At 65.1% G+C, this 14,852-nt stretch carries 11 protein-coding genes and 1 pseudogene; 5 read left to right on the top strand and 7 right to left on the bottom strand.

Features of this window, described 5'->3' with window-relative positions; genetic code table 11:
- Positions 1–223: 223 nt before the first annotated feature.
- Together DIE23_RS31560 and DIE23_RS31555 are read left to right on the top strand one after the other, a co-directional pair.
- Positions 224–1,765: a S41 family peptidase gene (locus DIE23_RS31560; protein WP_124615786.1), complete on the top strand. Its 1,542-nt coding sequence runs from the start codon at positions 224–226 to the stop codon at positions 1,763–1,765.
- Positions 1,766–1,878: 113 nt separating this feature from the next.
- A complete protein-coding gene (locus DIE23_RS31555) occupies positions 1,879–2,631 on the top strand; it encodes a HesA/MoeB/ThiF family protein (RefSeq protein ID WP_124615784.1) in 753 nt (250 codons plus the stop codon).
- A gap of 89 nt (positions 2,632–2,720) precedes the next feature.
- On the opposite strand, the gene ptsP is transcribed toward DIE23_RS31555, so the two are convergent.
- From ptsP to DIE23_RS31520, 7 genes are all read right to left on the bottom strand, one after another.
- Positions 2,721–4,493 carry a phosphoenolpyruvate--protein phosphotransferase gene (gene ptsP / locus DIE23_RS31550; protein ID WP_124615782.1) on the bottom strand — a complete coding sequence of 591 codons (1,773 nt, stop codon included), beginning with the start codon at positions 4,491–4,493 and terminating at the stop codon, positions 2,721–2,723.
- Positions 4,494–4,698: 205 nt separating this feature from the next.
- A complete protein-coding gene (locus tag DIE23_RS31545) occupies positions 4,699–4,968 on the bottom strand; it encodes an HPr family phosphocarrier protein (RefSeq protein ID WP_124615780.1) in 270 nt (89 codons plus the stop codon).
- Between the two features lie 74 nt (positions 4,969–5,042).
- The gene (locus DIE23_RS31540) at positions 5,043–5,513 is read right to left on the bottom strand and encodes a PTS sugar transporter subunit IIA (protein WP_044848229.1); all 471 of its coding nucleotides are present in this window, start codon (positions 5,511–5,513) and stop codon (positions 5,043–5,045) included.
- A gap of 231 nt (positions 5,514–5,744) precedes the next feature.
- Entirely contained in the window at positions 5,745–6,701 is a 957-nt protein-coding gene (gshB, locus tag DIE23_RS31535; protein ID WP_124615778.1) for a glutathione synthase, read from the bottom strand.
- 25 nt (positions 6,702–6,726) lie between these two features.
- Positions 6,727–8,016: a glutamate--cysteine ligase gene (gshA, locus tag DIE23_RS31530; RefSeq protein WP_124615776.1), complete on the bottom strand. Its 1,290-nt coding sequence runs from the start codon at positions 8,014–8,016 to the stop codon at positions 6,727–6,729.
- A gap of 242 nt (positions 8,017–8,258) precedes the next feature.
- The gene (locus DIE23_RS31525) at positions 8,259–9,773 is read right to left on the bottom strand and encodes an ammonium transporter (RefSeq protein WP_124615774.1); all 1,515 of its coding nucleotides are present in this window, start codon (positions 9,771–9,773) and stop codon (positions 8,259–8,261) included.
- Positions 9,774–9,806: 33 nt separating this feature from the next.
- A complete protein-coding gene (locus tag DIE23_RS31520) occupies positions 9,807–10,145 on the bottom strand; it encodes a P-II family nitrogen regulator (RefSeq protein ID WP_006398175.1) in 339 nt (112 codons plus the stop codon).
- Positions 10,146–10,501: 356 nt separating this feature from the next.
- On the opposite strand from DIE23_RS31520, the gene DIE23_RS31515 reads away from it, so the two are divergent.
- The 3 genes and pseudogenes from DIE23_RS31515 to DIE23_RS31505 all read left to right on the top strand — a co-directional run bounded on the left by DIE23_RS31515 (position 10,502) and on the right by DIE23_RS31505 (position 14,483).
- Positions 10,502–10,753 (top strand): accessory factor UbiK family protein, encoded by a 252-nt coding sequence (locus DIE23_RS31515; protein WP_006398174.1) that lies wholly within the window; start codon positions 10,502–10,504, stop codon positions 10,751–10,753.
- A 257-nt stretch (positions 10,754–11,010) separates the two neighbouring features.
- Positions 11,011–12,033, top strand: a pseudogene (locus DIE23_RS31510) (YifB family Mg chelatase-like AAA ATPase); the annotation flags it as partial.
- Between the two features lie 1,649 nt (positions 12,034–13,682).
- Positions 13,683–14,483, top strand: a complete 801-nt coding sequence (locus DIE23_RS31505) for a hypothetical protein (RefSeq protein WP_124615770.1) — start codon at positions 13,683–13,685, stop codon at positions 14,481–14,483.
- Positions 14,484–14,852: the final 369 nt, after the last annotated feature.

Genomic DNA, 14,852 nt, shown 5'->3' with positions numbered 1-14,852 from the left:
TCGCGCGCGGCCTGCCCGGCGGCCCCGGCAAGCGACGCGAACCTTCGCGGCCCCGGTGCTGTCGAATCCGCTTTCGAATCCGCAGCGCGTCCGGCGGCACCCCGCCGGGACCCGGGCTCCGGGGCCAATTCGCACCGTTCCACTGGGTCATCGGACGAACAGTTATACTTGTCCGCTACATCCCCGCTACCGCCACGCGCTTCCCGACCGCACCAGACTCTCTATGCGAATGAAATTGAAGAACATCGGCCTGATTGCCGCGGGCCTCGCCACGGGCGTATTCGCCACGCTGCAGGTTTCGGCGTCGGCCGAGCAGACCGCCACGGCACCGCTTCCCCTCGACCAGCTCCGCCTGTTCGCGGAAGTGTTCGGCCAGATCAAGCGCGAGTACGTCGAGCCGGTCGACGACAAGAAGCTGCTGACGGCGGCGATCAAGGGCATGGTGTCGAGCCTCGACCCGCACTCGTCGTTCCTCGACAAGACCGACTATGACGAGCTGCAGGAGCAGACCAAGGGCCGCTTCGCGGGTCTCGGCATCGAGATCTCGCAGGAAGACGGCCTCGTCAAGGTGATCTCGCCGATCGAGGATACGCCCGCGTTCCGCGCCGGCATCCGTCCGGGCGACCTGATCACGCGCATCAACGACAAGCCCGTGCGCGGCATGACGCTCGACAAGGCCGTCAAGCAGATGCGCGGCGAGCCGGGCACCAAGGTCACGCTGACGATCTTCCGCAAGAGCGATGACCGCACGTTCCCGATCACGGTCACGCGCGCGATCATCAAGGTCCAGAGCGTGAAGATGAAGCTGCTCGACCCGGGCTACGCATATATCCGGATCACGAGCTTCCAGGAGCGCACGACGCCCGATCTCGCCGCGAAGCTGCAGGACATCGCACGCCAGCAGCCGAACCTGAAGGGCCTGATCGTCGACCTGCGCAACAACGGCGGCGGCCTGCTGCAGAGCGCGGTCGGCGTCGCCGGCGCGTTCCTGCCGCCCGACTCCGTCGTCGTGTCGACCAACGGCCAGATCCCGGATTCGAAGCAGGTCTACCGCGATACCTACGACAATTACCGCCTGCCGTCCTTCGACGGCGATCCGCTGAAGAGCCTGCCGCCGATCTTCAAGACCGTGCCGATAGTCGTGCTGACGAACGCGTATTCGGCGTCCGCGTCGGAAATCGTCGCCGGCGCGCTGCAGGACTCGAAGCGCGCGCAGATCATGGGCAAGACGACGTTTGGCAAGGGCTCGGTGCAGACGGTCCGTCCGATGACGGCCGACACCGCGCTGCGCCTGACGACCGCCTACTACTACACGCCGAGCGGCCGTTCGATCCAGAACAAGGGCATCACGCCCGACGTGCCGGTCGATCAGTATGCGGACGGTGATCCGGACGACGTGCTCGTGACGCGCGAGGTCGACTACACGAACCACCTCGCGAACACGCAGGATCCGAACGAGAAGAAGGAACAGGAAGTGCGCGAGCAGCGCCGGATGGACCAGCTGCGCGTCCTCGAGGAGCAGAACGACAAGAAGACGCCGGAGCAACGCCAGAAGGACCGCGATCGCAAGCCGATCGAGTTCGGCAGCGCCGACGACTTCATGATGCAGCAGGCGCTCAACAAGCTCGAGGGCAAGCCGGTGCAGGAATCGAAGTCGCTGCTCGCCGAGAACACGGCGAAGAGCCCGGCCGGCAAGGCCGCGTCCGCCGCGAAGGCGTCGGGCGCGAAGGCGGCCGCACCCAAGCCCGCATCGGCACCGCAGTAAGCGCCGGCCGGCATCCGACGGGCCATCGCGGGAAGACCGCGATGGCCCGTTTTTCATGTGCGCCTAGAATAGACCGATATCCGGCACGTCCCGCCTCGCTCACGCTTTCCCACATGAACGACGATCAACTCCTCCGCTACTCCCGCCACATCCTCGTCGACGAAATCGGCATCGAGGCGCAGCAGCGCTTCCTCGACGCGCATGCGATCGTCGTCGGCGCCGGCGGTCTCGGTTCGCCGGCCGCGATGTATCTCGCGGCGTCCGGCGTCGGCACGATCACGCTCGTCGACGCCGACACGGTCGACCTCACGAACCTGCAGCGGCAGATCCTGCACGTGACGGCGTCGGTCGGCCGCAGCAAGGTCGAATCGGGGCGCGACGCACTCGCGCAGCTGAACCCGGAAGTGACCGTGCATGCGGTCGCGGCGCGCGTCGACGATGCATGGCTCGACGAGCACGTACCGCAGGCAACCGTCGTGCTCGACTGCACCGACAACTTCGCGACGCGCCATGCGATCAACCGTGCGTGCGTCGCGCACGGCGTACCGCTCGTGTCGGGCGCCGCGCTGCGCTTCGACGGTCAGATCAGTACGTTCGACTTCCGCGACCCGGCCGCCCCCTGCTACGCGTGCGTGTTCCCGGAAGACCAGCCGTTCGAGGAAGTCGCATGCGCGACGATGGGCGTGTTCGCACCGACGGTCGGGATCATCGGCGCGATGCAGGCCGCGGAAGCGCTGCGCGTGATCGGCGCGATCGGCACGACGCTCAACGGGCGGCTCATGATGCTCGATTCGCTGCGGATGGAATGGACGACCATGAAGATCGCGCGCCAGGCCGACTGCCCTGTGTGCCAGGGCCGGCACTGACGCGCGCGGGATGCATGCGCCGAACGGCGCATGCGTGACGTTTTGCTACCTTCGCGACGCGCGACGGTTCCGCGGTGCAGCCGCGCCGCCTAGGCGGCCGCGTCCGCGCGCGGCTCCGCGACCGACAGGCGCTTGAGCGCCGCCTGCACTTCCTCCGGCTCGAACGCGGCCAGCACGTCGGCCGTCGGCTTCTCGAGCGCCTTCAGGTGCGCACGCAGGATCTCCTGCTTCACGACCAGCAACTGGCTCGGGTGCATCGAGAACTCGGTGAGCCCCATCCCGAGCAACAGGCGAGTGAGCGCCGGATCGCCCGCCATCTCCCCGCACACCGACACCGACACGCCCGCGCGCTTCGCCTCGCGCAGCGTGTACGAGATCAGGTGCAGCACCGCCGGATGCAGCGGGTCGTACAGGTGCGCGACCGCGTTGTCCGCGCGGTCGATCGCGAGCGTGTACTGGATCAGGTCGTTCGTGCCGATCGACAGGAAATCGAAGCGCTTCAGGAACAGCGGCAGCGCGATCGCGGCGGCCGGGATCTCGATCATCGCGCCGATGCGGACATTCGGGTCGTACGCGAGCCCCGCGTCGTCGAGCTGGCGCTTCGCCTCGCGGATCAGGTCGAGCGTCTGGTCGATCTCCTGCGCGTGCGCGAGCATCGGGATCAGGATCTTCACCTGCCCGAACGCGGACGCGCGCAGGATCGCACGCAGCTGCGTGAGGAACATCTGCGGCTCCGACAGGCTCCAGCGGATCGCACGCAGGCCGAGCGCCGGGTTCGGCGCCGTCTCGTAGCCCTCGTCGAGCGCCTCGAGCGGCTTGTCCGCGCCGACGTCGATCGTGCGGATCGTCACCGGCATGCCCTTCATCCACTCGACGGCGCGCTTGTACGCGGCGAACTGCTCCTCCTCCTCCGGCATCTCCTTTTGATGCATGAACAGGAACTCGGAGCGGAACAGCCCGACGCCGACCGCGCCGGCCTCGACGGCCGCCTTCGCGTCGTCGGGCAGCTCGATGTTCGCGTACAGCTCGATCTTCGTGCCGCACAAGGTCTGCGTCGGCGAGAACTTCAGGCGCTGCAGCTTGCGTTGCTCGAGCAGCTTCTCGGACTGGCGGTACGAATATTCCTCGAGGACGATCGGCGCGGGATCGACGATCACGATCCCCTGGTCGCCGTCGACGATGATCAGGTCGTCCTGGCGGATCAGCGAACTCGCATGCTGGACGCCGACCGCGGCCGGAATGCCGAGGCTGCGCGCGACGATCGCCGTGTGCGACGTGCGGCCGCCGAGATCGGTGACGAACGCCTGGAACGACTGCGACTTGAACTGCATCATGTCGGCCGGCGCGATGTCGTGTGCGACGACGATCATCTCGTTCTGGCCGTGCGCGGCCGCGCGATCGAGCGCCTGCGACGCCGACGGCGCACCGGCGAGCGCCTTCAGCACGCGCTCGACCACCTGTTCGATGTCGGCCTTGCGCTCGCGCAGGTATTCATCTTCGATGTCGTCGAAGTGGCGCGTGAGCAGCTCGAGCTGCTCGGTCAGCGCCCATTCGACGTTGTAGCGTCGCGTGCGGACCAGGTCGATGGTTTCCTGCACGAGCATCGCGTCGCTCAGGATCATCGCGTGCACGTCGATGAACGCGCCCACTTCGGTCGGGGTGTCGTCGGTCAGGTCGGCGCGCAGCGCCTCGAGTTCGCGATGCACGACCTCGCGCGCCGTATTGAAACGCGCGACCTCTGCGTCGATCTGGTTCGCCTCGACCAGGTAATGGGCGACGTCGAGCGCCGCCGGCGCGATCAGATACGCTCGCCCGATCGCGATACCACGTGAGACGGGAATGCCATGCAGCGTGAAGGACACGCGCACCTCCTCTGTACATGTAAAGCCGCGGCACACTGCTGCGATGCGCTTATGACCCCGGTTAGCGATTATAAATTCCGCACCTCCGTGCTGACTGCATGCAGCGCAGCATTGCGGTTTCCGCATCAATGCTGCGGACGAAAAAAATGCCGCGACAAACGCGGCATTCTGCTTCGAAACGGCAACGATCCTGGGGTGGCCCGGATCACTGACCTTCGCCGAACTTGTCCGCGATCAGCTTGAGCAGTGCGTCCATCGCCTCGCGCTCGTCGGGACCTTCGGTCTCGATCGTCACGCTGCTGCCGATGCCCGCCGCGAGCATCATCACGCCCATGATGCTCTTCGCGTTGATCTTGCGTCCGTTGCGCGTCATCCAGACTTCCGCCTGGAAGTTGCCGGCCAGTTGCGTAAGCTTGGCCGATGCGCGTGCATGGAGCCCCAATTTGTTGACGATGGTGGTTTCTTGTTGAAGCATGATTCTCGGTCGGGTCGGTCGAGGCCGCCGGCGACGTGCGTCGGCGGGTCGGTCTAAAACGGAAAACGGGACGGTCAGTGCGATTCGGTGCGCGGTTGCGGCTCGGGCGGAATCGGCGCGCACTGGCCGCAGCCGGTTTCCGACGGCGGCGGCGGCGTACCGGCCGACACCTCGTGGACGCCCTTCGCGCCGCCGGACAACGCCTTGTCGACGAGCTTGTCGAGCGGCACGGTACGGTAGCAGACGGCGCGCACCAGCATCGGCAGGTTCACGCCCGCCAGCACGCGCACGTTGTCGAGCTTCGCGAGCTGGCCCGCGATGTTCGCGGGCGTCGCGCCGTACATGTCGGTCAGCACGACGACGCCGTTCTCTTCCCTGAGACGCGCGAGCTCCGCGTGCGCGAACGCCATCACCTGGGTGGGGTCGCTGTCCGCCAGCACGTCGATGCAGCCGATGCGCGCGGGCACGCCGCCGTAGATGTGCGCGATGCAGTCCCGCAGCGCGGTGGCAAGTGGCGCGTGCGCGATGATCAGAATCCCGGCCATGTCAGACTGCCCCCGGCCGCCCCTGGCGGGCCGACGCCCCGCAACAGGGCAACGAGCATAGCGAGTGTGGGAATCGTTTCATGTTCAACCTTGCAACGGTTTCGGCCCGACCGCCGGGCCTTCGGCGCGCTGGTCGCGGCACCGGGCAAGCGGGCATTGTAGCAGGCCGGTCGAACCGCTCCGGCGACGGGGGACCTGCGCGGCCGCCGCCGGGGTTGCGCGGGAAGCGGGCTACGCGGCCGCCCGCTCCAGCGCGTCAATGAACATCGCGGCGACGTCGAAACCCGTCTGCTCCATGATTTCGCGGAAGCACGTCGGGCTCGTCACGTTCACCTCGGTCAGCCAGTCGCCGATCGCGTCGAGCCCGACCAGCAGCAGCCCGCGCGCGGCGAGCACCGGCCCGAGCGCCTCGGCGATCTCGCGGTCGCGCGGCGTCAGCGGCTGCGCGACGCCGAGCCCGCCCGCGGCGAGATTGCCGCGCACCTCGCTGCCCTGCGGGATCCGCGCGAGCGAATACGGCACCGGCTCGCCCGCGATCAGCAGAATGCGTTTGTCGCCTGCCTTGATCTCGGGAATGAACTTCTGGATCATCAGCGAGCGCGTGCCGTCATGGCCGAGCATCTCGATGATCGCACCGAGATTCATCCCGTCGGCCTTCACGCGAAACACGCCCATCCCGCCCATCCCGTCGAGCGGCTTCACGATCACGTCGCCATGCTCGGCGTGGAACGCACGCAAGCGCGCGGCGTCGCGCGTGACGAGCGTCGGCGCGACGAACTGCGGAAACTCGCCGATCGCCAGCTTCTCCGAGTGATCGCGGATCGACTGAGGCTTGTTGAACACGCGTGCGCCTGCACGCTCGGCAAGTTCGAGCATCCAGGTGGCCGTCACATACTCCATGTCGAACGGCGGATCCTTGCGCATCAGCACCGCGCCGAACGACGTCAGCTGACGCGATTCGTGCGCGGCCGCCTCGTACCACGGATGGCGATGCAGGTCGGCCGTGTCGCCGACGATCGCCACGCGCTGCACGTCCGCCTCGACGCCCGAGCCCGTCCACGCGAGCTGGTGCGGCTGGCACGCGTACACCGCATGCCCGCGCCGCGCGGCCTCCGCCATCATCGCGTAGGTCGAATCCTTGTAGATCTTGAAGCGCTCGAGCGGGTCGGCGATAAAGAGAATGTCCATGCGGGTCCTGTACGTAGCGAAGCCGTTACACCTGGATGGCTTCGGGATCGGTCTTTTCCAGTTCGATCGACGACGCGATCAGCGACAGGCGCGCGACGACGCCATACATGTAGAAACGGTTCGGCGGCGCGGCGCCCGGCTTCGCGCCGGCATCCGGCAGCGCGGTGTGCTCGAAGCCGAGCGGCACGTAGTGCATGCCGGGCGCGTTCAGGTTCTGGTCGCGCTCGCGGCCGGCGTGCGTGCGGTAGAAACCGCCGACCACGTAGCGGTCGATCATGTACACGACCGGTTCCGCGACTTCGTCGCCGACGCGCTCGAACGTATAGACACCTTCCTGCACGATCACGTCGCGCACCGCGAGGCCAGCCTTCGACTCGGCCATCTGCGCGCGCTCGGCCTTCGACATGCGGCCGATCTCGGCCGCATCGTGCACGGTCATCACGCCGCGCCCGGCGGTACCCGCGTCGGCCTTCACGACGACGTACGGCTTTTCGCTGATCCCGTATTCGCGGTACTTGCGCGCGACCTTCTTCAGCACGCCGTCGATCGCGTCGGCGAGCGCCTGCTCGCCTTCATGCGCCTGCCAGTCGACGCCTTCGACATGCGCGAAATACGGATTCACCATCCACGGATCGACGCCGACCATCTTCGCGAACTTCTTGGCGACGTCGTCGTAGCACGAGAAGTGCGTCGACTTGCGGCGCACGGCCCAGCCAGCGTGCAGCGGCGGCAGCAGGTACTGCTCGTGCAGGTTTTCCAGCACGGCGGGAATCCCCGCCGACAGGTCGTTGTTCAGCAGGATCGAGCACGGATCGAAATTCTTCAGGCCGAGGCGGCGCTGCGAACGCTCGAGCGGTTCAAGCACGATCTTCTGGCCGTCGGCCAGCGTGATCGGTGTCATGTCGGTGATGCTGGGGTCGAGCGAGCCGAAGCGCACGTTCAGGCCGGCCTGGCGCATGATCGTCGCGAGCCGCGCGACGTTTTCCAGGTAGAACGCGTTGCGGGTCGGCAGCTCGGGAATCACGAGCAGGTTCTTCGCGTCCGGGCAGATCTTCTCGATCGCGGCCATCGCGGCCTGGACGGCGAGCGGCAGCACTTCGGATGGCAGATTATTGAACGCGCCGGGGAACAGGTTCGCGTCGACGGGCGCCAGCTTGAAGCCGGCGTTGCGCAGGTCCACCGAACAATAGAACGGCGGGGTGTGTTCCTGCCATTCGAGCCTGAACCAGCGTTCGATCGCAGGCGTCGCGTCGAGGATCTTCTGCTCGAGCTCGAGCAGCGGACCGTTCAACGCGGTAACGAGGTGGGGAACCATGAATCACTCGCGAGCGGGAGAATGAAGATTGTAGAGCAATTGCCCTGCCCATTTGGGGATTGTTCCCGGCTTCGCAAGGGTTTGGAGGAAGTTTTCGGCTATTGACCCGATAGGTCGAAGGGTTATGCGCTACGGCAGCAGGAGGCGGTAGAAAAAAAAGCCCGCCGGGTGGGCGGGCCGAAATCGCTGCGCTCATTCGTGGCGGGCGCCGTCTGCGCGGCGGCCCGCTTCATCCTTATGACTTATTCGACATGCTCGCCGTGCAGCACCACGTCGAGACCTTCGCGCTCTTCCTCTTCGGTCACGCGCAGGCCGATCGTCAGGTCGATCAGCTTCAGCAGCACGAAGCTCAGCACGCCGCTGTACACCAGCGTGATCAGCACGCCCTTCGCCTGCAGCAGCAGGCTGCCGTCGGCGCCGCCGATGTCCTTGATCGCGAACACGCCGGTCAGCAGCGCGCCGAGAATCCCGCCCACGCCGTGCACGCCGAATGCGTCGAGCGAATCGTCGTAGCCGAGTTTCGACTTGAGCCACGTCGCCGACCAGAAGCACACGACGCCGGCCGCGATGCCGATCACGAGTGCGCCCGTCACGCCGACGAAGCCGGCGGCCGGCGTGATCGCGACGAGGCCCGCGACCGCGCCCGACACGATGCCGAGCACCGACGGCTTGCCGTGCGAGAGCCACTCCGCGAACATCCAGCCGAGCGCCGCGCACGCCGTCGCGACTTGCGTCGTCAGCATCGCGAAGCCGGCACGGCCGTCGGCCGCGACAGCGGAACCCGCGTTGAAGCCGAACCAGCCGACCCACAGCATCGAGCCGCCGATCATCGTCAGCACGAGGTTGTGCGGGGCCATCGATTCACGGCCGAAGCCGACGCGCTTGCCGAGCATCAGGCACGACACGAGGCCCGCGATACCGGCGTTGATGTGCACGACGGTGCCGCCCGCGAAGTCGAGCACGCCGTCCGCCGACAGCCAGCCGGTCGGCTCCCACACCATGTGCGCGATCGGCACATAGACGATCAGCGACCAGAGCGTCATGAACACGAGCATCGCCGAGAACTTCATCCGGTCGGCGAACGCGCCGCAGATCAGCGCCGGCGTGATGATCGCGAACGTCATCTGGTAGACGAAGTAGACCGATTCCGGGATCGTCGTCGCCAGGTGGCTGACGGTCAGCGTGGTCGCCTTGTCGCCCTTCACGTAGGTCATCCCGTGCAGGAACGCGCGCGACAAGCCGCCGATGAAGCCGTTGCCCGGCGTGAACGCGAGGCTGTAGCCGACCACCGTCCACAGCACCGTGATCACCGCGGTGATCGCGAAGCTCTGCATCACGGTCGCGAGCACGTTCTTCTTGCGGACCATGCCCGCGTAGAACAGCGCGAGGCCGGGGATCGTCATGAACAGCACGAGCGCGGTGGACGTCAGCATCCACGCGGTGTCGCCGGCGCTGATCTTCGACGAATCGACCGAGAACGGCTCGGTCGGTGCGGCGGGTGCGGCCGGCGCGGACGCGGCGGCGGCAGCCGATGCGTCCGCGGCGCCCGAAGCGGGTGCGGCAGCAGCGGCAGGTGCCGATGCGTCCGTGGCGGCCGGCGCCGAAGCGGCGGGCGCGGCGGCTGCCGATGCATCGGAAGCCGTGGCGGCGGGCGCGGACGCAGCCGCGGCGGAGGCCGCGTCGTCGGCGAGCGCGGGGCCGACGCCGGCCGCGATCAGCGAGCCTGCCATCAGCAGGGACATCAGAAGTTTGCGCATCTCGGGTTTCCTCTTGTCGCTTGTCTTTGTCTGTTACAGCGCGTCAGCGCCGGTCTCCCCGGTCCGGATCCGGATCACCTGCTCGATCGGCGTGACGAAGATCTTCCCGTCGCCGATCTTGCCGGTGCGCGCGGCCCGCTCGATCGCCTCGACCGCCTGGTCGACCAGATCGTCGGACACGGCCGCCTCGATCTTCATCTTCGGCAGGAAATCGACCACGTATTCGGCGCCCCGGTACAGCTCGGTGTGCCCCTTCTGGCGCCCGAACCCTTTCACCTCCGTCACCGTGATGCCGGAGACGCCGAGCGCGGAGAGCGCTTCGCGCGTCTCATCGAGCTTGAACGGCTTGATGATTGCGGTAATCAGTTTCATGAAGTCCTCTCGCTGGGTGGTCCCGTCGAATTGGTTGGAATGGTGTAACGGCCTCTTCTCAGCAACTCGCATGCCATGTTCGTGCGAGCACCGCCTCGAACGGCTCTTAAACGGGGTCGCATCGTGCGCTGAAAGGTGCGGAAGCCCGGCCGAATGGCCAATGTGGCCCAGGTTTGCTGGCGCGCCGAAAGGATCGTTGCTAGAGTGCACGCACGTCCCGGCTCACCGGGCCATTCACCCATGCGGGCGCCATGCCCGGAATTCGCGCCGCGGGCGCACCATTTCCGGTCATGCGTGCATCATGGGCGTGTACGCAACTGAAGATGCACATTTTTTGTGCAAGGAAGGGAAATCTCATGAAGCAACCCAGCGATGTTTTCAACGACCTGCAGTCGCGCGTCAGCGACCTGCTGAAAAACTCGCCGGCCAAGGATGTCGAGCGCAACGTGAAGGCCATGCTGTCGCAAGGCTTCTCGAAGCTCGATCTCGTCACGCGCGAGGAGTTCGACACGCAGGCACAGGTGCTCGCCCGTACCCGCGTGCGTCTCGAGGAACTCGAGAAGCGCGTCGCGGAACTCGAGCAGAAGCTCGCAGCGTCCCAGGCCTGACGCCCCACCCGACCGACAGGTCCGGGCGCGGGCCGCCACGTGCGGCCCGCGCCTGACACCCGGAAGTCAGCCAGCCAGTCAGCCGTTCCGTCGTTCTTCGCAGTCCCCCGCTCTTCGCTGTTCCTCGCTCTTCGCTGTTCGTCGTTCCTCGTTCTTTCCCGCGCCACGCCGGCAAGCGCGCACCGATTCCTCCGATTTCCGCGGGATGCGGCCCCGAACGGCCGTTACCCGTCCGATTCATTTACAGGAGCCTCGCCATGTCGCTCGCCGTGGTGCGCAGTCGCGCGCCGGCGGCCGGCCGCGCGCCGGACGTCACCGTCGAAGTCCATCTCGCCAACGGGTTGCCGTCGTTCTCGATCGTCGGCCTGCCTGATCTCGAAGTCCGCGAAAGCCGCGAGCGCGTGCGCGCCGCGCTGCAGAACTGCGGATTCGACTTCCCCGTCAGGCGCATCACCGTCAATCTCGCGCCGGCCGACCTGCCGAAGGAGTCGGGCCGCTTCGACCTGCCGATCGCGCTCGGCATCCTCGCCGCGAACGGGCAACTCCCGGCCGACGCGCTGGCCGGCCGCGAATTCGCAGGCGAACTGTCGCTGACCGGCGCGCTGCGGCCGATGCGCGGGGCGTTCGCGATGGCGTGCGGCGCGGCGCGGGACTGGCGCGAGAGGGATGCCGGAGCGAGCCTTGGTTCCGGGCTTGGTTCCAGCCGCCGATCCGGCGTCGATTGCGACGTGATATCCGGCGCGACCGCCCTGTCGCACCCGCCCGAGCTGTACCTGCCGCTCGACAGTGCGGCCGAGGCCGCGCTGGTTCCGGGTGTCACCGTGTTCGGCGCGCCCGACCTGCCCGCGCTATGCGCGCACCTGGCCGGTGCGCCGGATGCCCGGCTCGCGCCGGTCGCGGCGCCCTGCCTCGACAGCGTGCCGGCGCCGGCCGCGCCCGATCTCGCGGACGTCGTCGGCCAGCGCGGCGCCCGGCGCGCGCTCGAAGTCGCCGCCGCGGGCGGGCATCACATGCTGATGATCGGGCCACCCGGCGCGGGCAAGTCGATGCTCGCCGCGCGACTGCCAGGCCTCCTGCCGCCGCTGACCGACGACGAGGCGCTGACGTCGGCGGCGCTCCTTTCCGCGAGCCGCATCGGCTTCTCGCCCGCGCAGTGGCGGCGGCGCCCGTTCCGCTCGCCGCACCACTCGTCGAGCGCCGCCGCGCTGGTCGGCGGCCGCAACCCGCCGCAACCGGGCGAGATCACGCTGGCGCACCTCGGCGTGCTGTTTCTGGACGAGCCCGACGGTTCGCTTTTTGGTGGCGGTTGGTCAAACGCACGGGAGCCAAGCCAGAGTTGAGTCTCCGGGCTTTGAGCCTAACGAAAGTGCCTTGACAATTATCAAGGAGAAGGAACTTCTGACACGCAAACCAAAGAGCCTTGGAAAGCAGAGCTTAGACCGTTGCGAACGGGAAACTAGCCCTATGGTTCTTCACAGTCCTTTGTCGGACTCCAGCTACACGCATCGTGGCATTCGAGTCGCCCCCTTTAATCCCGCTGAGCGGTCAACATAACCCGCCTAACGATATGGTTGATGGTCATCGCGCACTTTAATCGACGCCGATACACTCGCTACACAAAATTATAGTTTTGTTGTATCGCAATATAACATTAATAGCAAACAACTATCGAGAATAGATTAGCTGATAAATACTCCGAATTGGACCCTCTTTTGAGTCATAGGCATGATGAGCCCCGTTCTATCTAGGTGGTCCGTCATGACTGAGCCAATTATCCGCGACATCTCTGCGTACCTAGACTTCCCATTCGTGAAGCTGACCGAAAAAGCGCTGAGCGCAATCGACAGCGCGACACGAGGAGCTGAACCATGGGTCGCTCGACAGATGTCGAAGATAACTCGCTGTCTCGAATGCTTTCTTCAAATATCGGATGGCCCCACTCTAAGTGCGAGTGAATCGTGGGTTGCAAACAGTAGCACGTTAGGAGCTTTTATTGGCGCCTTAAACTCACCCTCGTTCTTAAAGGCAGATTCCTCATCAACACGATGCGCGTATACCTGAACGCGTTCTTCTCGGAGGTAGAGCGAAGCCTGCTCGACCCTAGCATGCCAGTAACGGATATACGTGGTGTAACTGCAAAGATTGAATCTCTTCTCCCGTCGCTAGCAAAGCCAGAGCAGCGTCGGCCGATGCTAACACTGCACTATCTCTTTTGCCATTGCATGCCTGGGGCGGAACGGAGCAAATCGTTCGAGCGTGTTAAGAGATTCATTCCGGAGCTCTCCACTCCCTCGTCCGAGAGCTTTTTCTTGTACGTTTTCGAGGGGCGTCTTCCTGACTGGTCAGCACAGTCCTGTGAAGCATTGCTTCTCGCATACTTTCGGCGCCGCTACGAGTCGGGACACTTAGATGTTGGCGCTCTCCTCGGTGCAGCAGGTGCTTTAACGGTTGCGGAACTGTATCGGACTGTCGATGAGACGTCCGCACGCCGACTTGTCAGCTGGGCTGTAGACCAATTCCCGAGTATTCGGAGGCTGCGCGAGTACGAGGCGACACTTGCTACGGATGGGTTTCAGCCGATTCTCTGGTGGAAAATCTTGCTTCCCGAACGGGAAATACCACCTCCGCCTACAACTGGGCAGTCCCGCAAGCTTGAAAAACTCAATGGTCGTCTACGCGGAGGCAATCGACAAAATGTTAAACGAGTAGCAAAACGGGAGAGGAGAAGGCCCCCGGGATAGCATCGCTCCTTTCTCAACCTACCGAAAGCGGGTTCTGCGTTCGGCCAGACGCGGTGTTGTTGGTCGATACGTCGACGACACGCCCCAAACAAACAGAACTGTACAGTTCTGCACAACCGCGTGACTGAATATATTCTTTGTCCTGATGAGGCGCTAGCGCAAGAGCCCCGACCTTAGTGAGAAAGAGAATGATTGCGGACGAGCTCCGAGCAGATGTGCCTCTTCCAAGGCGAATCAATCTGGCTGCCGCCGACGCGCACCGGATGTTGGCTTACCCAAACGGGTTCGCTGACGCATTCCGCGACATGGACTGCACCACAGCGGCCCACATGGTCGAGCAACTCACCGCTCACCTGAGCACCGCCACGCAGGTAGACGGCGTTGGAGTCATCGAAGAATTGATGTTTGTCTGTGTAGACGAGAGGCGGGGGCAATCATCGATGCGTGGCCTCAGCCGCGCGGTCGCCGAGTTCGTCGCCAACTGCATGCGATTCGTCGCGGACGACGATACGGAATTCATCCTCGTCGAGTTTGTAAGCACCGTGCCGCTCGTCTATGGATACGACCTGCTGTGCAAGGTCGGCGCGGCATATCGCCTAGTTCGCGGTAGCAGGGAGAGTGAACTCTCCAGCGCCGAACGTTTCGTAGCTGACATCAACGCTATCGAGCACGCAATCGAAATCTGGAGAGAACGAGCTAGGCGTGTGATTGCTTCCGGCTATGTCATGGAGGAAGGAAACCTGTTCATGTTTCTGGAAGGTCTCGCGCACCTTGGCGTCGGCGCGACTGATGCCGACGCTATGGCCGCGCTGCACGAGTTCTGTAGGGATGTGCCTGGCGGGTTCGGATACCTTCTCGAGCAAGCCCGCAACAACCGGGACCTTTTTCTGAGTATGACTACAACGACCGGCCTGGGCGGAGTACGCGACGAAAAATGGCTCCAGTTCTGCGCAGCCGCAGGTCTTTGGCCGCATAAAAACGAAAATTAAAATTAACGCGGCCAATTCATCAGAATCAATGAGTTAGCGTGCCCACAACCGGTCGCCCGCCAAGTTAAAGCTAAGTCGGCGAGAGGCTGGCAGAGGTAGTCAATCCAGCCAATCGTCGTCGAACGCATCCACGAGCGGCTGCTTGCCCCCGCAAACGGCGCCAGTTGCGCCGGAAAGCGGATGGTCATCGGACCCGATGGCGAGCACCCAAAAGACTCGGCCGCTCCCGGCGTCCGTTTGAACCTGTGCTCCGTCGCGAAGACAGCGCGCCGATGGCGTCTCCGGTACGCCCCGTTACTATCTTCACGCCCCGATAATTGGGGCTTTGGCCAGCCAGGCCCGGCATGATTCTCGCCCCCAGTCGCAGTC

It is taken from the genome of Burkholderia sp. Bp9143 (assembly GCF_003853645.1).
In the GTDB taxonomy this organism is placed as follows: Bacteria; Pseudomonadota; Gammaproteobacteria; order Burkholderiales; family Burkholderiaceae; genus Burkholderia.
Note: the sequence above shows the minus strand (reverse complement) of the source record. Positions and strands in the feature narration are given on the sequence as shown.